Source organism: Cylindrospermum stagnale PCC 7417, assembly GCF_000317535.1.
GTDB lineage: Bacteria > Cyanobacteriota > Cyanobacteriia > Cyanobacteriales > Nostocaceae > Cylindrospermum > Cylindrospermum stagnale.
The window spans coordinates 41,058-60,733 of the sequence record NC_019757.1 but is presented as its reverse complement, the minus strand read 5'-3'; the positions used below and the strand labels follow the sequence as shown (position 1 = coordinate 60,733).

Sequence of the window (19,676 nt, the reverse complement as noted above, 5' to 3'; positions counted from 1 at the left end):
ATCTTTAAATTGAGCGCATCTTTCTACAGAATTGGTATAACTAACCCTCCTGTGCTCTACCCAACCTACAATTTTTTCAACTAAAATTCACTCTCTGACACTAATAATGTACAACCTCTTTAACCCGCGTAGGCGGGTTTTGCTTGTGTAGCCGCGACTTCTAGTCGCCCTTCAAAACGCCCAAACTTCAATTCTAAATCACCAACACCCTTGATATGATTCAACATCAACTCATCTCGTTGATGCCAAACTGCAAATATCTTTTTCCTACCATCATCTAACATTTCTGAATCAATTTGATAAACCTCATTTACCTGCTTCAGCTTCAAACCCAGCAAACTTAACAGTCGTCCGAGAATTTTGATACCCGAAACACCTTCCTTACCCCTCACCAAATCAATTCCCAGCGCCCTTTTAATGTGTTTACTACTCTGAACAGCAGCATTTTTTAGCCAAATTAAATCAGCATCATCTTCGCTAAATAATCGTTTTGGTTCAAGAATCTGTAGCATTCCTAGAGCTATCATTGCCTCAACTTTCAGAGTATAAGTTTTTAAATCTGGCAGAAAAACCTTACCCTCACCCCAAGACAATTGCTGATACCATTCTTGTTGATCTCTAACATAAAAATACTCGCTTTCGTGTGTTAGATAATAGTGAGTTAACAATTGTCCATAATAACCCTTATCATCCTGCAACTTCAGCAAAGGACTAACTTCAACGCCATACCTTTGTCTCAGGATATATTTATTAATTTGGTTGCGTTCTCCATCACTGAGAGAATGTTTAGCTAATAACTGCTCATATTCCACATAATCAATATCCCTAGCCTTAGCCACAGCAGATGCTGCCGTCAATTGATTTTGCTGCTTAATATCTTTGATTTTGCGTTTAATATCTTTAGCTTTTTGTCTGTTTTCTGCCCAATCTTTTTGGACTTTAACAATTTCCAATATTAACCTTTTGCGGGTTGCTAAATCCTGGGGGTCAGCCGCAAAAAATGCCAGTCGTAAATCTCTAATAATATTATTATGGACAGCATTACTCCGCATCCAAATTTGATGCCCGTCTGCAATTAAACCATCTTGCATCGATTGACGGTAAAGGCGAATAGAAGCATTTACCCTAGCTGATAACTTTGCCCAGGTTCGTAAATGAATTGGGTCATAAACCAAAGGTAAATCTACATCTATTTTATGTAGAGGACTGAGCAAAGCCAAATTTTCTTTTTGATTTTCTTGATACCAATAAGATAGCAAGCGATAATTTGTACTACCACTACCAATTAAACCAATACCACGTTTAGCACACCAGACAACACGCGGCACGTCATCCCTTACTCTCGCTAAAGCTTGACGTGCTTCAGAGTCAGGAATTACCCCTTGAAAAATCCCATAAACCCGGTCAAAATGTTGGACATCAATACTAATTCCCGTACCCAAGCTAGGAGTAACAAAAACGGTATTATATTCAGTAATTTTTTGATTAATAGCTGCTATAAAATCAACCGCAGCATGACCAGGTGTATTAGTAGTGTGGCTACTAACTACCAGAGTGTTGGGAAACTCCCGTCGCAACTTTTGTAAACGCTCCTTTAAATAACTTTCAATAGTTTCACAACTGTATCTTCCAGTGCGACTATCGGTAGTTACATAACATTTACGTCCTGCAAGTAAATCCAATTCAAGTTGATGAATTAGCGGCGTCGGATTTGGGGAATCATAAAACGTCACATCCCAACCTTGCTGAGGTTTCCACTGATTAATAAGTACCCAAGGCGTTAATTTAATTCCTGCTAAACCCTGCAAATATTCTAGAGAAACATCTGATAAATCAGCATCTTGGGCAATCACTAACCCCCCAGTTGTCAAAACTGTAGAAATTAGTTGTTGGAATACTCTGAGAATTTTGACCCGCTTCTGTTTACAAGTCTCACTATTGAGCAAATGCCACAAAGATTGCTCAACTTCATCTAAAATTACTATCGCCCCCTGCCAATCTTCCGGGTTAAGTCTCCAAATCGAATCAACGCACAAACCAAAAGATTTAGTAATGGGTAATTGAAATTTTGTAATCGGTAATGTGGGTTCATCTTCCAAAAACCATTCTTCTTTACCTATTCCCCAATTAATCCCGATTTTTTCACACAAAAATCTCCCCAACAGAATTCTGTGAGTAATTAATAAAACAGGCTGATTTCTGCCTTTTGCTTGCTTAACAACGGTTTGCAGTCCTGTGGTTTTGCCTGTTCCTTTAGCTGATTTAACTCCCACTAATCCAGATGTAGGGAAAGGAATCTCTTCTAAATAAGGACAGTTGACGGTAAGCGCCGCCGGAATTGTTAACTCATTATGGGGTTTAGTTTGAGCAAGATAAATTTCTAAATCAACGCTTTGGCGATAAAGTTTATCAAAATTACTTGCCCCTTTGGTAACAATAAATTCATCAACACCTTTTTCCATCCCTGGAAGTTCAATAACTTTAACAGGGCAATTTTGCTGCTGAAATAAACAACCCAGTTGGGAAATGGCATTATTGACAGCGGCAATTTTCTTAGCTTGAGTTTCAAAGTCAAAGCAGATATAAAAGCTACGGTTAGTTGTGGCGAAAACTGCTAAATCAGGAATTAGTTGACGACGGGTAACTTTGCCAAATTCATCTTTAACAACTCGGTAACCGCTGGTAATTCCGGGAATAGCAATTGCTGCATATCCTTGTGTTAGCAGTGTTGCCGCTTTTTTCACACCTTCGCAGATGATGAGGGAGATGTTATTTTCCATCACCCATTGCCAAAAACCTTCCGCTTCCCCATCCGCAGAAACGGTGATATTTTCAGGTATGGCTAAATTGTAACGTTGGGCAACTTGCTGCCAAATTTGCAGCGTTACCCGCAGACAAAACACCCGTGTTGGTGTGCTGGGGGGATGTTCGTATTTAATAGATTTGCCATTTTGATTTTGTCGGGGTTGACTTGGTTTAAAGCATCCCCATTCCATGATTTGCCAATTTTTCAGGGGGTCTAGTCCAGAACACCACCAACCACCTTCTGTAATATGAGCATAACGCTGCAACCACCCACTTTTCACCATTCCGGTGTTGGTGCGGGGGAGTTGTTCAGAAATTAGTAAGTATTCATAAGCGTTTTCACCTTGGAGCGATTTAAAATTAAGCTGGCACAAGTGTAAATCTATACCGCTGCTCTTGACTAATTCTTCAAGGTGTTGGGGGTGTAAATAATGCAGATGCATGGGCTGAGGCGCTATGGGAAGACAACGAAGTTAAAACCTTAGCATGCATATTCTGATTTTTTATTAAAGAATTGGTCATATTGGCTGGATATTTTTGTTACATCGTTATGTGAGATACTTCGGTTAACACAGAAATAGGTAATTTCGGCTGTTGAATGGCGGATGTGATGGGTTTGGATTGTGATATTTATGCTCTATAAATTTTTATTTATCAGTAATTTTCCCTTTTAGGAAATAGTAGAAATGTACTGCTAGCTTTAGACAGCAGATTTTGTCAAGGTGTAATAGCCATCTGTATAAATGTAATAAAAATAACTAAATCTTTTTAGAAGTATTACAAATATATATCGCTGGTCTGATTTTAATCTGAGATAATAAAGTATCCTCAAGATTGTGTTATTGTCCACATCTTTTCAATGCTTTGTTGTCGTCTCACCTCAAAATAGATCGCATTTTGGGTTTTCTCGCTTCGTTGAGCATTTTTTTAACTAACCGCGAAGAACGCGTTCGCGAAGCGTCTCGAAGAGATAGGACACGAAGGGAAGAGAGAAATTCCTGTAGGGTGCGTTCCCTAACGCACGAATTAATAATTTCAATTTTTATGACTTAAATGGGCGATTAGAAATCGCGTCTACACAAACAAAACCCACCTGGGTTAAAAAACCTCAATTTTTCATTAGTTTATAAATCTCAATCCTGTAGGGTGCGTTCCCTAACGCACAAATTAATATTTTCAATTTTTATTACTTAAATGGGCGATTGGAAATCGCGGCTACACAGACAAAACCCACCTTCGTGGGTTGAAAGCCCTTGATTTTTCATTAGTTTATAAACCTAAATCCTGTAGGGTGCGTTCCCTAACGCACAAATTAATATTTTTAATGATTTACAACTTTGCGTAATGACTCACTGAAATAAACAATTTCATAATTAGGTGCAAGTTCTATTTGCAGTTGCTTCCAAAGACTAATTCCTTCTTCCTCAAAAGCCGCTTCTTCTTCAGCACTAAAACCTGGTGAGTTAGCAGGATCTTCCCAGTTCAATTTTGCATCATAAACGTCTGCCCATTTTTCTAAACGGGTAATTGTTTCTTTACTTAATGACAATGTTTCCGGGTCAATATCACCAGCTTTATCAGAACTATCCCACCATAGCGGATAACATCCATAATCAGCCATGAGTTTGATTTTTTCTGCTTTAAGCTGTCTGTCTTGTATCATGTTCTGCACTTCCCCAGGTTTCAGTAGTGATATCGAGCTTGCAGAAAGTCGATGCGGTCGTCACTTACTAGATAAACAATGCGATGTTCTTGGGTAAGCCGCCGCGACCATGCATTTGAATCTAAGTATTTTAAAGGTTCAGGTTTGCCAATACCTGTAAAAGGATCTCGCATAATCGCTTCAATTAGATTCAACGCACGCAGCGCAGTTTTGCGGTTTGTTTCTACCCAAAAGGTGAGGTCTTCCCGAAATTCTGGATGAAAGACAGCATCTCGAACTTTATTTTCCTGGGGTTGGGGTTCATCCTTCTTCTTCGTCAATTCCCAACTCCTGACGTAGTTCGTTGATATTTTGAGGTTTTAAAGTTCTAGATTTAGCTCTTTCTAAAGCAGTTAACAAACGTGCTGCATTTTTAGGTGAGCGAAGTAAATAAGTTGTTTCCAATAAACTATCTAGTTCATCAGCAGCAATAAGGGCGACGTTTTCACCGTCTTGTCGGGTAATAATCACTACTTCTCTATCTGCAATTACTTGTTCGCAGAGTTCAGATAGGTTATTACGAGCATCAGTCAAGTTTGTCTGGTTGGACATGGTGGTATTTTTCCTAATGCCGTACCTGACATCTTGCACCATTCTCAGTGAGCTAACTAACTCGCCTGGGAATTGATTCTGAGGCGGTTATTGGGGTTGATACAAGATGTAAGGTACGCTTTCCACTACATCATAGCTTGACTGGTTAGAGGCTCGCGTATTAACTGAAATAATGATTTCAATAGTGATATCGAGCTTGCAGAAAATCAATTCGGTCATCACTTACTCGATAAACAATACGATGTTCTTTGGTAAGTCGTCGTGACCATGTATTTGAATCTAGGTATTTTAAAGGTTCAGGTTTACCAATGCCTGTAAAAGGATCTCGCATAATCGCTTCAATCAGCTTAAACACGTGAAGAGCTGTTTTGCGGTTTGTGTCTACCCAATAGGTGAGGTCTTCCAGAAATTCTGGATGACATACAGCATAAGGCGCAACTTTTTCTTGACTGTGCTTAATGCCAGCATCAGGAACTGCCGCAAATAACGCCGCTGTGTCTTGATTCATATTTAATTTGGTTATTTTAAATAGTAATTTACATAATAGATTCCATATTAGTTCAGACTTCAGTTGTTTGTCAAGCCTTTTAGTGAATAAAATTGAGGGGTAAAGATCCTCAATAAATCCTTACCCCTGAATCTTCTCAATTAACCCCCGAAACTATGCCCCGACGGATTCCTTCGCGGCGTAAAGTACCTCAGTTGTAATTTCTTTAAACCCACGTTCACGGGCAAACTTTTCAGTGTTGCGCTTCACTTTACCGCGCACGAAACCAGGGATTTTGTTCAGTTCTGCTTGACCATCTTTGCTCCAACTCAAATCAGAATCAGCAGAAATTCCTCTACTAATTACTTCCTTGGTATCGTGACCACCAAAGATTTCTAAGAGGTGATCTTCCATTCCTAAAGTGAAGGAATTGTAGATTAAATCTGTGATTTGATTTGTGCCTTCGTAACCCATAAATGGTTTGTAACCAATGGGGAAGTTTTGCACGTGAATTGGTGCTGCAATGACGCCGCAGGGAATGTCCAAACGCTTACCAACGTGGCGTTCCATTTGGGTTCCGAAGATGGCGGAGGGTTCAACGCGAGCGATCGCATCCCCAATTGCGCCATGATCATCTGTAATCAGCACTTCATCGCAATATTCGCTCACCTGTTCGCGGAACCAGTCTGCATCATATTTGCAGTAAGTCCCAGCCCAAACTACATGAATCCCCATCTCCCGCGCTAAAATCTTGGTCATCGCCGCAGCGTGGGTATTATCCCCAAAAACCACTGCTTTCTTACCCGTCAAGTTCTGACAGTCGATAGAACGAGAGAACCAAGCCGCTTGAGATACGTGCAGAGTTTGCTCATTGATGAACTCTTCATAGTCCACTTCCGCACCTTGGGCGTTAACCACCTGCTGAATCTTGCGAATACAACGGGCAGTTTCTACCACACCCATCGGGGTAATATCTATATAAGGTGTGCCAAATTGTTCCTCTAGATATTGGGCTGTGGCTAAACCGAGTTCACGGTAAGGAATCAAGTTAAACCAAGCTTTCGGCATTTTCTTCAAATCGTTCACCGAAGCACCTTCAGGAATTAAGGTATTTACCTCAATCCCCAAATCAGCCATCAGCCGTTTGAGTTCGGTGCAGTCGTGATTGTTGTGAAAACCGAGGGTGGAAGTACCGATGATGTTAACCGAGGGCTTTTCGGTCTTACCTTCTGGTAGTTCCCCCCGCTTCCGGGCTTTCTCAATGTAGTATTGGACAATTTGGTGTAAAGTGCGATCGGCGGCTTGCAGTTCGTTATAGCGGTAGTGGTTCACATCCGCCAGCATTACGTCCCCTTTCGCCTCCAGCTGCGCCCGTTCGACAAAGTTGTGCAAGTCTTCTTGCAAAATGCTAGAGGTGCAGGTGGGAGTTAAAACAATCAAATCTGGGTGTTCCTCGGCATCTTTGCGGGTGATGTTGTCTACCACCTTTTCTTGGGAACCACGGGCTAAAACGTTGCGGTCAACGACGCTGGTTGTCACTGGGGTAAAGTTTCTCTCCCGCGATAACATGGAGCGCATGACGTTAAAGTAGTCGTCACCAATGGGAGCGTGCATGATTGCATGCACGTTTTTAAATGAACTAGCAATCCGCAAAGTGCCGATGTGGGCTGGCCCTGCATACATCCAGTAAGCTAATTTCATGTTTGTGTTCTCCCGTTTCAACTGAAATAACTATAAGTGCTTGATTAATTAAATCGTTTCTGATTTTCTCAAACCTACTGGCTAGGAATAAATAAGGTTTGTTGCGGGTTTAGCTGGTGTGGGATATCGCTCAAACCTCGTTACTGCTTGGGATTTGGCATCTGTTTAAACAATATTCATGTTGTTTATGTAAATAAATCTTAATGATTTGACAAATATTTTTATAAATTTGGCATCAAGCACTTGCCATATAAGAATACTTAAAATTTACAGTTATTTTTCGATACTATTGATACCTAGCTTAACCATTGACCTAGTAAGTACTAAAATATAATTAGAATCAGACTTACTAACTAATCATGCTAGAAAAAACATCTACATTACAGCAAGCTATAGAAGTTGTAGAAGCACTCGATCCAGAAGATCAAGTTATTCTTATAGATATTATCCAAAACCGTCTCAAACAACAGCGACGAGATGCCTTATTAAAAGCAGTTGCAGAAGCTCGTGAAGCTTATTCTAAAGGCGAAGTGCGTAGTGGAACTGTTGCTGATTTAGTGGCGGAGTTGGATAGTTGATGCAACTATTATGGAGTACAGGGTTTGTACGAGATTTTAAGCGTCTAGCTCGTTGGAATCCGCAATTACGCTCTTTGGTTGAGCAAACATTACAAAACCTGGCTGAAGATCCGTTTTATCCTAGCTTGCATACTCATAAATTAAAGGGGGATTTATCGGGTACATGGGCTTGTTCCATTGACTATAACAACCGTATATTATTTGAGTTTGTTCCTAATCCTGATTCTGGGGAATTAGCAATTTCTTTGTTGACTTTAGGTTCTCATGATGATGTGTATTAAGCTGAAAAGTGGAAAGTCAACAGCTAGTGAAACCAGAAGCCAACGCTGTACCTGCAATCAGTCCAGCGTTGGGTAGTTCAAACTTCTAGACGGCTACAGATTTACCAGTAGCAGGAAACATTGAAGGATCAATTGAAATCCCTAACCCCTCAGCTACACGCCGACCATAGGAAACATCTGCCCGGAAAAAGTGGCAAATTTGACGCATTTGGATATCTTGCCTGGCTTGACTGAGACTGCCAAGGATGTTTTTAACCAGGCGCTCCTGTTGCTCAGGATTTAGTAACCGATAGAGATCACCAGCCTGGGTGTAATCGTCGTTTCCTGGACGATGATTGTAACGATCAATGGCAACATCACCTAGATGTAGGGGTGGCTCTGCATAAGATGAAGTTTCTTTGGGCGTACCCTCAGCACTATTCGGTTCATAGTTGAGAGCGCTACCGCCATTGTTTCCTGATGCCATCAAGCCATCTCGCTGGTTATGCATGACTGGACATTTGGGCTGATTGACGGGTAGTTGCTGATAGTTACCACCCAAGCGATACCGTTGAGCATCTGGGTAAGAAAAGAGGCGGGCTTGAAGAACTTTGTCTGGAGAGAAACTAACGCCGGGAACTACTGCACTAGGGCTAAAAGCGGCTTGCTCAACTTCGGCGAAATAATTCTCAGGGTTGCGGTTTAGCTCTAAAATTCCGACTTCGATTAAGGGATATTCTTTTTGCTTCCAAACTTTTGTTAAATCGAAGGGGTTGTCTGGATGTTTTGCGGCTTGCTCTTCTGTCATCACCTGAAGGCACATCCGCCATTTGGGATAGTCTTTTTGAGCGATCGCATTAAACAAGTCACGCGTTGCATGGTCGGGGTCTTCTCCCTTCAACTTAGACGATTCCTCATTGGTTAAGGTTTGGTGTCCTTGCAGTGTCTTGAAGTGAAATTTGCACCAAACGCGATCGCCTTGAGCATTAATCAAACTGAATGTATGGCTACCGAAACCGTCCATGTGTCGATAGTTTTTCGGAATTCCCCGATCTGAAAACAGAATCGTCACCTGGTGGAGTGATTCAGGACTGAGTGACCAGAAATCCCACATGGCATTATGGTCTTTGCAATTGGTTTGGGGATTGCGCTTTTGGGTATGGACGAAATCAGGAAACTTGAGGGGGTCGCGAATAAAGAAAACAGGGGTGTTGTTGCCTGTAATATCCCAGTTGCCTTCTTCAGTATAAAACTTGAGGGCAAAGCCTCTAGGGTCACGCTCGGCATCGGCTGAACCCTTTTCTCCTCCGACTGTCGAAAGACGCAGCAGAACTTCGGTTTTTTTGCCAATCTCTGAAAAAAGTTTGGCTTTGCTGTAGCGGGTAATGTCGTTGGTTACTGTAAAAGTACCGAAAGCCGCCGCACCTTTAGCATGGACAACTCTCTCAGGGATTCGTTCTCGGTTGAAATGAGCCAGCTTTTCTATCAGGTGGAAATCTTGGATTAATACAGGGCCACGCGCTCCAGCGGTGAGTGAGTTCTGGTTATCAGCAACGGGGATACCGTCAGCAGTTGTCAATTTTTGGGGTTCAGTCATGGGTAAACAAGCTCTCAATTAATTTACTTAGATGGCCAAAAGTGTACTTTGGGCAGGTGACATACAGGCGCTCATTTATAGAACGAATTAATTCATAGTCATATCGAGTTCGTATATAAATCATACTCGATATGACTATGAATATGCAACAAAGTAGTTTTGGATGCGATGGGCTACGCCCCGCCAAAGGCGATCGCACTGCGAAAACATCAAGAGTAGGCGAAACCATTGGTAAAATGTAAAGGTGGAGACGCCCACAACATGAGGCATTTGTGGCAATATGTGGGTGCATCTGGCAACTTTATGGGCAATAAAAACCACAGAAAAGCAATTCGCTCACTGAATGCACGTATTGCTGAACATCAAGAAAAGATTAGACTAGAGTACGAAAAGAACTTTCCCGATGAAGGTTTAATCAGACATTGGGAAAATGAAATTTGTGCTTTTGACAAAGGCATTCAGCAAGCACTCAAACGATTGGGGAAGTAATTATTATGCAGATTCGCAATCGCTCCCTTCCTGTTGCCAATTCTACTTTAAGTACATTAATTACTGAGTTAGGCTCAGAATGCCAAACTGTCACTGCTTTAATTTATCAGCTTCAGTCACCTCACCTGAATGCTAGACAACAAGCTGAAATTCTGGCAGAGTTGCTGGCTGCTGCAATTCATTTGCATGTTCATTGTGGAGATGATTTTCAGTCGCTAATTGCCCAGGAGATGGAAAATTTGCCGGATGAGGACGAAAAGGAATAAATATCGCACTTAGAGCAATCACAAAAATGCGATGGCGCAAAGCGCCCGCTGTTCGCGATCGCACTTTCCACATTTTCAAAATCTCAATTCCAACAAAAAGGCGATGTCTACAACGGGCTATGTCTAAGCACGTTGAGAAGGTAATTTAGCTAAAGCGTAATGCATCCTACTGGCTAAGTATCTTGGGGATATTCTTCTAACTTTGGGATCAAACATGATGTTACGAGATAAAGTTATCTAAATTAGAAGAATCTTGATTAGATAATTTTATTAAATACCCCTGAAAGTCTTGATGTTTCTCAAACTGAAATGTTTGAGAAATTTCGATTTGAACCTTTTGCTCTAAATAATCTTTTTGTTGGACTTGATCACCCAAATTGGTTAAGCAGTCTGGTGGATTCTGTAGCAAATTATTCATTAGTTCTTGATTTTCTGAAAAAGACTGAACACTGATATGAAATATACCTGTCAATTCTTCCCTCTTTATCTCACTATTAGGTGAATACTGAACTAATTTACCGAGTCTAGACTTATCAAGGATTAAAATTCTCTCGTTAATAGTATTGTCACGCACCCGAAAAACTGGAATATCCCACTCTCCAAATTTATAGCAACCCTCAAAGCCTCGCACTTTCATTTGTGGATAATCTTTTTGCCATTTAGCATTAAACTTACCTGTATTTTTGTTGAATCTATGAGCGGAGTTAATTGCAATAATAATTAATTCATCTAAATTGTTTCTAAATAGCTCAATTGTTGTATCCAATTTAATATTATCAATCTCTTGGCACAAATTGGCTATTTCATCTATAATTATTAAATTTTCGTTTCTTGCTAAATCCCTACCGTAGGTAAAACCCATATCAGAATATGAGGAGTACCATTCTTCAAAAAAAGCAGCTTTGTCCTGTATTTTAGAAAATGGACTAATTCTATCTTCTAAAACCTCATGAATTCTCTCTTCGTACAACTCATAATAACTAAGAATATTTCTGATGATTGTTGATTTATTAAAATTCTCAGTTAAATCTTTTTTAAATTCATCGACTTTATCAGAACTGATACGTTGGATTTTTAATAAACTCTTTATCTGCTTTTCAATTTTTGGTTTCAAACTCTCCAAAAATGGAATTAACGCAGATTCAATATCATCGTCAATACTAGCAATATTAAATCCAATCGTTCTTAAACTGTCCGTATCATCTTTGATTTTATTAGCCAGTTCGATAAAGCTGTCTACTGAGTCACGTATATTAATTAATTCGCGGGAATCTAGAGTATCAGATAACCTAAATTGATCAATCGTTTTTTGGCAATTATTTTTTTGAAATTCTCGAAGCAACAGCAACAAAAAATATTTTTTATAGTAGATTTCACTTCCGTGATGATCCTCCCAAATAAAAGAATAATCTTTTGGTCTTTGATTAAAATAAAAATTTATCAAAACTCCAAGTGTGTTAGGAACAATATCATTATTTAACCAGGTTGCATTTGAATCAGATGGTTGATTGTAATTCCATAGATACTCAATATAGTCATATTTTTGTTTGAAAATACAGTATGCTCCAGCCCCAAACATAATATCTATAAGGTTGTTAAACTTTAAATTAGAAGTAATATCTTCTCTAAGTTTATCTTCTTTTTGTTTAGCTTCCTGTTTTTGAACTTCACCAAAGCAAGGTTGTAGTAACTTTACTACTTCATTAACAATTCCTAGACAACTCTCTTGCTGCTTTATTGTACGAATATATTGACTTTGTTCTTTTAAAGTTTTTATTTTACTATTTATCTGATATATTTCATCTATTTCTTTGTATTTTTGATAATTGCAATCACTGACAAATGATACATAATCCTCAATATTTTCATATCCTGAACCCTGGAGTTGTATAGATCTTGTAACAAAAGTACCTACTAAACTCTTAAACAGAGAAGTTTGAGCTTTAGATATGATGTCTTTAATACAAGAAAAAAAGTATCTATCAAATAGCTCTAAATATGAAATATCAAACAATTTATTAAAAACTATATATTTGTACCAGCTTATGGTAACATCATATGCTGAATCATCTTGGTTTTGTTTAATGCTTCTTCTGATTTCAGCAAGACTTTTAAGCAGTTGTTCGACCAATAAAGGATTATTAGGTATTTGTGATATATCTTTAAGTAAATAGATAATATTATAAGTTGCCAAAAGCCCAATCTCAATATTGTTTACTTCTAAAGCAGCTTCGCGGATTCTCAAAAGTTGATTGACTGCTGCTGTAAATGAAACAAGATGTTTTTCAGTATTCAATGCCAATAGTATTTGAGCATTAGTTTTATCCTTCTCATATATATCAAAAAAATCTTGAGATAAAAGTAACCGCTCAAATTCTTCAGGTCTACTTTTTTGCATTTCAAGAAATTGCCCCATTTTCTCCCCAATTCTCTTTAGCCCTTCTTTAATTTTTTCTTCTCCTTTCTTATTTTTTGTTTCAAATACTAAAATGTCACCAGTAGCTTCAAGAGCCTCAACGAATTGTTTTTGTTTTGATTTTAAAACTTTTTTATCTACTTTTTTATTTTGGGTTTGGGGATTAAGTAATTCCTCCATATCCTTGAAAAGCTCATCTAATAGGAAAGTCGTATCAGTTATATAACGTCGAAGAATATCAAAGAATAATTTTAGTAAAACTACCGTAATTAAAAATAATCCAAATGTAATCCATGCAATGATTTTGCCGAGAGTAGAAGAAACTGAATCATTATAAACAAAAAATTTGAGGCTAATAGCACTGATAATATCTATTACTAAAATAATAGGCAGTCGCTTTATTACCCATTCTTGGCTAAATTTCTTTGTAATAACTCCTGATTGATACCGCTCAGATATTCTAGAAATAATTTCCAAACTGAGAGGTATAGCAATAGCAATTATTGCTCCTTGAAAAGCTACGACATCTGAGAGAAAGCCTGTGCTAGGCGTTATTGAAATAATCCAGTTAAAACAATCTTTTACCCAGGATAATTTAGAAATAATTAAATCCCAATTAATCGCTGTAGTTTTGAAAGTAATCATAGCTAATTTATTGATAATAATTACATGAGCCTTAACTAATCCCAAAACATATCCCAGACTCATACCACCTACAAAGTTAACTCCATACCAAATTACTTTTTTATTCACTAAACTCCGCAGATTCCCAGCCTGAAATACTTGCAGGTGTTTCAATCTACCTGACAAATTGTTTTTGAATTTTTTCAAAATCATATTTCTTATAATCAACCCAAAATTTAAAGACGCACTAAAGCTGCTAGTAAGTAGATGGGCTGAATTAAATATAAGACCTCTCTCCAAACCTCTCCCCTGCTCTTGGGTGAGGCTTTAATCTTACTCCCCTTCCCTTGCAGGGAAGGGGTTGGGGGTTAGGTCTATCTTATATTTTTTTACGCCCACCTACTTACCAGGATGATTATAACTTATACTATTTTAATATACAACAAACTAAGTATTTACACGTAAGACAGCTATTTTCTATCTTGAATTAAATTTTGTACAGTGATAATTGTTTTGAAATGGTTATAAGCTATTGGACTTTTTAATTTGAACATCAAGGGCAGGCAGGATGCCCACCCTACAAGAGTTAGATTGAATGATGGTATGCAAATTATAGGATTGTCAGCTTATCTCCCCCCCACTCAAGCGCACCGTCCCTGTTTCAATCTCCCCAAACACAACAATGCTCGCCTCTGCCTTCATCTTCGTGGCATCAGCGAGCATCTATTCCTAAAAAATGGGTCGCCCGGGATTCGAACCCGGAACTAATCGGTTAAAAGCCGAGTACTCTACCGTTGAGTTAGCGACCCTTTTGCGTTTTTCAACTTTCCCATTGTACCATCATGAGATGGGAGTATGTCAAGGGGCTGAGAAAAGATTTGCTGTTAACCGCACAGAAGCAGTGCAGCTAGCTCCAGGAGCCAACACAGTCAGGTTTTCACCAGTGTTCAGGGAGTTACGAGGAGCAGTCCACGGCTCTAGACAGTAGAATTCTTTGCCCTTAAGCGTCCAAAACACCAGCCAAGGATAAATCTCATCGTAATCTAGGGTGAGTTTTAGCTTGCGGCGATGATCGACGACAGCGGCAGATTGACCCGTTAGCTGTCCAAAGGCAAAATCCATTTCATCCCGGCTAAAGTCGAAATTGCCGTTAAAGGGGTGAACTTCTTTGGTTTGCTGGTCTAAATACTGCCCAGAGGGAATTTCAAACTCTAGCTGAGTTTTATCACCCACTGCAAAATAGGGATGGAAACCAGCCGAAAACGGCATTGGTGTGGATGACAGATTTTGATACTCTTGGCGAATTTCTAAGGTATTACCTTGGAGTTCGTAGGTGAAAGCCAGTTGAAAGTCAAAGGGATAAACTGCCTTTGTTTGCTCGTTGCTCTTGAGGACGACAGTGAGACTAGCTTGATCTTTGGTTACTTGGTCAGTTACTTCCCAAGGTAATTCACGAGCAAAACCGTGTTGTTTGAGAGTATACTGCTGCCCGTTATGGGTGTAAGTATTATCCGGTAAGTTGCCGCAGATGGGAAATAAAATCGGCACTCCACCCCTGACGCTCAAATCAGGATGGGTAAAGCGTTCAGCGTCTAAATAGAGCATTTCTTGCCCTTGGACACGCCAACGGGTGATGATACCGCCGCGTTCTGGCACAACTTCTAGTTGGGCGCGAGAAGCGTTATCAGAAAGGATGTAGGTTTTGTACTGTTGCTGTTGAAGTGCGATCGCAAACACAAATTTGTTCCTAATTGGTAATTGGTAATTGGTAATTGGTAATTGGGAAAAAACTATTACCCATTACCCATTACCTGATTATTTACTCGTCTTCGGCAAACACAAAGCGATACAACTCGCTGGGGTCTGGTTCGGGGCTGCTTTCAGCGAACTTAACAGCTTCGTCAATTACAGCCTGAATTTTCCGCTCAATCGCTTTGAGTTCTGCCTCATCTACCAGCTTTTTCTCCAACAAATCAGCAGCCAGCTTCTTAATTGGGTCACGGGCAAACCAGAAGTCTTTCTCAGCCTTGCTCCGCAGTTCATCCGGGTCTGCCAAAGAGTGACCCCGGAAGCGGTAGGTCATAGCTTCGATTAAGGTTGGTCCTTCACCTGCACGGGCACGGGCGACAGCTTCTTGGGCTACGGCTCGCACCGCCAGCACATCCATACCATCTACTTCCACACCCGCCATGTTAAACACACTGGCTTTTTTGTAAATCTCAGGCTGGGAAGTTGCCCGTTCGTGAGCCATACCAATTGCCCACTTATTATTTTCTACCACAAAAAGAATTGGCAGTTTCCAAAGAGCCGCCATATTTAATGTTTCAAAAAATTGACCGTTGTTAGCAGCACCATCGCCAAAAAAGCAAGCTGTCACTTGGTCAGCGTTTTTGTCTCCCAAGACTTCGCGGCGGTATTTGCTTTGGAATGCTGCACCAGCTGCGACAGGAATACCTTCAGCTACGAAAGCATAACCACCTAACAAGCGATGCTCCGCAGAAAACATATGCATCGAACCACCGCGCCCTTTGCTGCAACCGGTAGCTTTGCCAAATAATTCTGCCATCACCTCTCTTGCTGGTACTCCCGCACTTAGAGCATGAACGTGGTCGCGGTAGGTGCTAGAAACATAATCTTCACCCGGTCGCATGGCTCCTCTAATAATGCCGCTAGAAACGGCTTCTTGACCGTTGTAGAGGTGGACAAAACCAAACATTTTGCCCCTGTAGTACATTTCAGCGCATTTATCTTCAAAAAAGCGCCCTAAAGTCATGTCTTCGTACAACCGCAACCCTTCTTCCTTGGTAATCTGGACGGTGGCAGTATTAAATTTGGGTAACGTGCGTTCTTGTACCATGATTTTGGAATATCCCTGTTGTACGACTTAAAACTACTGTTTTAAATGAAGTTGGTCTCATTTAACGTTAGCTTTTAACAAGCTAGCGTTGGCAAGAGTCCACAATCAAGTTTTATTTATGCACCAAAAAAGGAACATAGGGAACGGGTGATTTTTGAATTTTTGCTTTTTGATTTTTTTTGTCCTAAAGGTAAAATCCGCTACTTTTTGTGTTCCCCATGCACTTCCTTCAATAGGGTAGCAGTCAGGATAGCTGGCTTTCTGCATATCCATAAACAATTTAAAGGAAATGGATGCAAAAATATTTATACCTACCTAAATAATTGTCATTAAAGGAAAATCATGATATATTCTTTCTCTCTAGTTACTAAGATTAGCCAGCGTTAGTGGTGTTTCGCTCACCGCATACCTGTCCAAGTCCCAAAAAGAGAATAAATCGTCGATTCGGGCGAGTGCAATACTTATGCCACCACCAAGAGCAGTTGTTGTGTTTGCAGGTGTTCAAAGCTGATGGTGGTTGTGTTCAACTAAAAAATCCTAAGAATTAACACAAAAAACTGCCGCGATCGCGGCGATCGCCAAAAATTAATCTTAAAATGATGACTAAAATTTCGGGAAAGCACAAAAAGCGCTGTGGCAATATACACTTATAGTGTAAATTCGACACGGTATTATTAAAGTTATTTTTATGGCACGGTTGTACATGCCTGGAACGCTCTAGGTGAATTATGTCGATCTCTACGAGATGCTACGCGAACACGGTGCAGGGGAAGTAGGCTGTGCGAATTCCGCTAGATTACTACCGAATTTTAGGACTACCGTTAGCGGCAAGTGAAGAACAATTGCGGCAGGCATACAGCGATCGCATTGTACAATTGCCAAGACGTGAATATTCAACCGCAGCAATCTCTTCTCGTAAACAACTTATAGAAGAAGCTTTCGTAGTTTTATCAGAGCCAAAAGACCGCAGCAAGTACGATCAGCTGTACCTTGCTCATGCCTATGATCCTGATAGATCTGCTGCTACAGTGGCAACGGAAAATCACACAGAAAGCAACCACAGGGAGCATGATGCCCAGAGTCTGAGCATCGAAATCGCCCAAGAGGAATTAGTTGGGGCGCTATTAATTCTCCAAGAGCTAGGGGAATACGAACTTGTGCTGAAACTAGGTCGTCCCTATTTGGTGAATAAAAATGTTGCAGTCGATGCCAAAGCGGGCAATGGTCTGGCCAGCGAGTCCGTCCTCAACAGTGCTGAACTACCAGACATTATTCTCACCGTTGCCCTAGCTTGCCTAGAACTCGGTCGTGAACAATGGCAGCAAGGTCACTACGAAAATACCGCCATATCCCTAGAAACTGGTGAGGAATTGTTGTCACGGTACGGGCTATTCTCCGGCGTCCAAGCGGAAATGGCGGCGGATCTGAACAAGCTGCGACCATACCGAATTTTGGAGTTACTGGCACTACCTCAAGAAAAGACTGCTGAACGCCGCCAAGGTTTAGAATTATTGCAGAACATTTTAGAAGACCGTGGCGGCATTGATGGCACTGGCAATGATGAATCGGGTTTAAACGTAGATGATTTTCTGCGATTTATCCAGCAGTTACGCAACTATTTAACAGTCGCAGAACAGCACAAGCTCTTTGAAGCCGAAAGCAAGCGTCCCTCAGCTGTCGCTACATATTTAGCTGTCTATGCTTTGATAGCACGGGGATTTGCCCAACGCCAACCAGCATTAATTCGGCAAGCAAAGCAAATGCTGATGCGTCTGGGTAAGCGCCAAGATGTGCATTTAGAACAATCCCTATGTGCCCTTTTACTGGGGCAAACAGAAGAAGCCACCCGTGTTTTAGAAATGAGTCAGGAATATGAAGCTTTAGCTTTTATTCGCGAGAAATCTCAAGACTCACCAGACTTACTACCAGGACTGTGTCTCTATGGCGAACAGTGGTTGCAACAAGAAGTGTTTCCCCACTTCCGCGATTTAACAAGACAGCAAGCTTCCCTCAAAGATTATTTTGCTGACCAACAGGTGCAAGCTTATTTAGAAGCGCTGCCAACGGATGCAGAAACAACTAATGAATGGGCTGTGATTAACCGCCAGCCATTTCCCCAACCACAGGCAAATCATCCCCGGCGTCGCCGTAGCAATTCGACTGGGGTAGCTCAACAATTTAACCACAGTTCTACACCTGACCCTGAGTTGCCAGAAGCAGCAATCACAGAAAAACCTGAAAATTCTCACCCATCGCCACCCAGAGGCAATGCTTCACCTACAGCTACATCTGGGAGTAAAAAACCTGAAATACCTGTGGCACAGTTTCCGACCCTTGAATCTCTGGACAGAGGAATTAAGCACCACACGAATGGGTCTAAATCATCTGCTGCACCTATTCCAACCCAAAAGCGGCGGCGGCGCAAGTCTACCCAAACTAACATCCAAGAGCAAGTTTTGGAGCGCCAGCGTTATCCCCAGCGACGGCGAACTTTCGCCCAGACACTAGAAGGAAAAACGCGGCTGGTTTGGACAGTGTTTATCTCATTGGCAGGTATATTAGTTTTCTGGTTATTAGTTTCCACAACTTTTGGCTGGATTAGCAGTTTGTTTTCCCCCAAACCATCTTTGCAAGGGGAACAGTTGGCTGTACAACTTAATCAACCACCAATCGCCATTCCTGACCGCAACAGCAAACCGCAACCACCAGAGGGAGCGCTGACAACTGCAACGGCAGAAGAAGTTATTCAAACTTGGCTATCTACCAAAGCCACAGCCCTAGGCCCGAGCCATGAAATTGATAGCTTAGAGCAGATTTTAGCAGGTTCAGCCTTATCTCAATGGCGGCTAATTGCCCAGCAGAATCGGGTAGAAAACCACTATCGGAAGTATGACCATAGCCTGAAGGTAGAATCTGTTGATAAAACTGAGTCAGACCCGAATCGTGTTGCGGTAAAGGCTACGGTGAAGGAAATTACAAAATTCTATGAAAATGGTCAATTGAAAAAGTCCTCTGAGGAAAATTTGCGCGTCCGGTATGATTTAATTCGTCGGGAAGGTGTGTGGCGAATTCAGGGTATGTCAGTCGTTAATCAGATCATTTGACATTCCCCGATTGCTGTGACCAACTCCTACCCTTGGGAAAAACCTGAACTTTCATTGGTAAGCCAACGCTTGTTGGCGGCTTTCACCATCTCGTTTTCACCCAAGATATGGGGTTATGCCGCGCTGCGCGCCGAGTCTATGCATCTAACGACTAGATTTTGGATCAGGCTGACCAATGAAAGGATAACTTTAATGAAACCCTTGTAGATTGGGGGATTTAGCTCACCCACCGCTTAAT

16 protein-coding genes and 1 tRNA gene are annotated in these 19,676 nt (G+C 40.9%); 5 read left to right on the top strand and 12 right to left on the bottom strand.

All coding sequences use genetic code 11. The annotated features are described in order from the left end of the window. Positions 1–119: 119 nt before the first annotated feature. The 6 genes from CYLST_RS00245 to bchB all read right to left on the bottom strand — a co-directional run bounded on the left by CYLST_RS00245 (position 120) and on the right by bchB (position 7,247). Complete coding sequence (locus CYLST_RS00245; RefSeq protein WP_015205694.1) at positions 120–3,248, bottom strand: plasmid replication protein, CyRepA1 family; 3,129 nt, start codon at positions 3,246–3,248, stop codon at positions 120–122. 878 nt (positions 3,249–4,126) lie between these two features. Continuing rightward, entirely contained in the window at positions 4,127–4,468 is a 342-nt protein-coding gene (locus tag CYLST_RS00240) for a hypothetical protein (RefSeq protein ID WP_015205693.1), read from the bottom strand. Between the two features lie 20 nt (positions 4,469–4,488). Then, positions 4,489–4,788, bottom strand: a complete 300-nt coding sequence (locus CYLST_RS00235) for a Txe/YoeB family addiction module toxin (protein WP_015205692.1) — start codon at positions 4,786–4,788, stop codon at positions 4,489–4,491. Then, positions 4,769–5,059 carry a type II toxin-antitoxin system Phd/YefM family antitoxin gene (locus tag CYLST_RS00230; protein WP_015205691.1) on the bottom strand — a complete coding sequence of 97 codons (291 nt, stop codon included), beginning with the start codon at positions 5,057–5,059 and terminating at the stop codon, positions 4,769–4,771. Before CYLST_RS00230 ends, CYLST_RS00235 begins: the two co-directional genes overlap by 20 nt. A gap of 178 nt (positions 5,060–5,237) precedes the next feature. Next, on the bottom strand, positions 5,238–5,567 hold the full coding sequence (locus CYLST_RS00225; protein WP_015205689.1) for a Txe/YoeB family addiction module toxin: 330 nt from the start codon (positions 5,565–5,567) through the stop codon (positions 5,238–5,240). A gap of 153 nt (positions 5,568–5,720) precedes the next feature. Then, positions 5,721–7,247, bottom strand: coding sequence for a ferredoxin:protochlorophyllide reductase (ATP-dependent) subunit B (gene bchB, locus CYLST_RS00220; protein WP_015205688.1), 1,527 nt, complete (start codon positions 7,245–7,247; stop codon positions 5,721–5,723). Between the two features lie 359 nt (positions 7,248–7,606). Here bchB and CYLST_RS00215 point away from each other — a divergent pair, with 359 nt between their 5' ends. Beyond that, positions 7,607–7,825 carry a hypothetical protein gene (locus CYLST_RS00215; RefSeq protein WP_015205687.1) on the top strand — a complete coding sequence of 73 codons (219 nt, stop codon included), beginning with the start codon at positions 7,607–7,609 and terminating at the stop codon, positions 7,823–7,825. After that, on the top strand, positions 7,825–8,106 hold the full coding sequence (locus tag CYLST_RS00210; protein WP_015205686.1) for a type II toxin-antitoxin system RelE/ParE family toxin: 282 nt from the start codon (positions 7,825–7,827) through the stop codon (positions 8,104–8,106). The genes CYLST_RS00215 and CYLST_RS00210 overlap by 1 nt, the downstream gene beginning before the upstream one ends. 85 nt (positions 8,107–8,191) lie before the next feature. Here CYLST_RS00210 and CYLST_RS00205 read toward each other — a convergent pair whose 3' ends face one another. Further along, positions 8,192–9,682, bottom strand: coding sequence for a catalase (locus CYLST_RS00205; protein WP_015205685.1), 1,491 nt, complete (start codon positions 9,680–9,682; stop codon positions 8,192–8,194). A 261-nt stretch (positions 9,683–9,943) separates the two neighbouring features. Between CYLST_RS00205 and CYLST_RS00200 the strand changes: the two genes are divergently transcribed. Both CYLST_RS00200 and CYLST_RS00195 read left to right on the top strand, forming a co-directional pair. Further along, on the top strand, positions 9,944–10,171 hold the full coding sequence (locus CYLST_RS00200) for a hypothetical protein (RefSeq protein ID WP_015205684.1): 228 nt from the start codon (positions 9,944–9,946) through the stop codon (positions 10,169–10,171). 5 nt (positions 10,172–10,176) lie between these two features. Continuing rightward, on the top strand, positions 10,177–10,437 hold the full coding sequence (locus CYLST_RS00195; protein WP_015205683.1) for a hypothetical protein: 261 nt from the start codon (positions 10,177–10,179) through the stop codon (positions 10,435–10,437). Between the two features lie 220 nt (positions 10,438–10,657). On the opposite strand, the gene CYLST_RS00190 is transcribed toward CYLST_RS00195, so the two are convergent. The 5 genes from CYLST_RS00190 to CYLST_RS36305 all read right to left on the bottom strand — a co-directional run bounded on the left by CYLST_RS00190 (position 10,658) and on the right by CYLST_RS36305 (position 17,001). Further along, on the bottom strand, positions 10,658–13,606 hold the full coding sequence (locus CYLST_RS00190; protein WP_172642144.1) for a hypothetical protein: 2,949 nt from the start codon (positions 13,604–13,606) through the stop codon (positions 10,658–10,660). A gap of 608 nt (positions 13,607–14,214) precedes the next feature. Then, positions 14,215–14,286: transfer RNA gene (locus CYLST_RS00185), tRNA-Lys, on the bottom strand. Positions 14,287–14,335: 49 nt separating this feature from the next. Beyond that, positions 14,336–15,214, bottom strand: coding sequence for an aldose epimerase family protein (locus CYLST_RS00180; protein ID WP_015205681.1), 879 nt, complete (start codon positions 15,212–15,214; stop codon positions 14,336–14,338). 82 nt (positions 15,215–15,296) lie between these two features. Then, positions 15,297–16,334, bottom strand: coding sequence for a pyruvate dehydrogenase (acetyl-transferring) E1 component subunit alpha (gene pdhA / locus CYLST_RS00175; protein ID WP_015205680.1), 1,038 nt, complete (start codon positions 16,332–16,334; stop codon positions 15,297–15,299). Between the two features lie 544 nt (positions 16,335–16,878). Next, positions 16,879–17,001 carry a hypothetical protein gene (locus CYLST_RS36305; protein ID WP_281172804.1) on the bottom strand — a complete coding sequence of 41 codons (123 nt, stop codon included), beginning with the start codon at positions 16,999–17,001 and terminating at the stop codon, positions 16,879–16,881. A gap of 112 nt (positions 17,002–17,113) precedes the next feature. Between CYLST_RS36305 and CYLST_RS00170 the strand changes: the two genes are divergently transcribed. Next, on the top strand, positions 17,114–19,438 hold the full coding sequence (locus CYLST_RS00170) for an IMS domain-containing protein (protein ID WP_015205679.1): 2,325 nt from the start codon (positions 17,114–17,116) through the stop codon (positions 19,436–19,438). Positions 19,439–19,676: the final 238 nt, after the last annotated feature.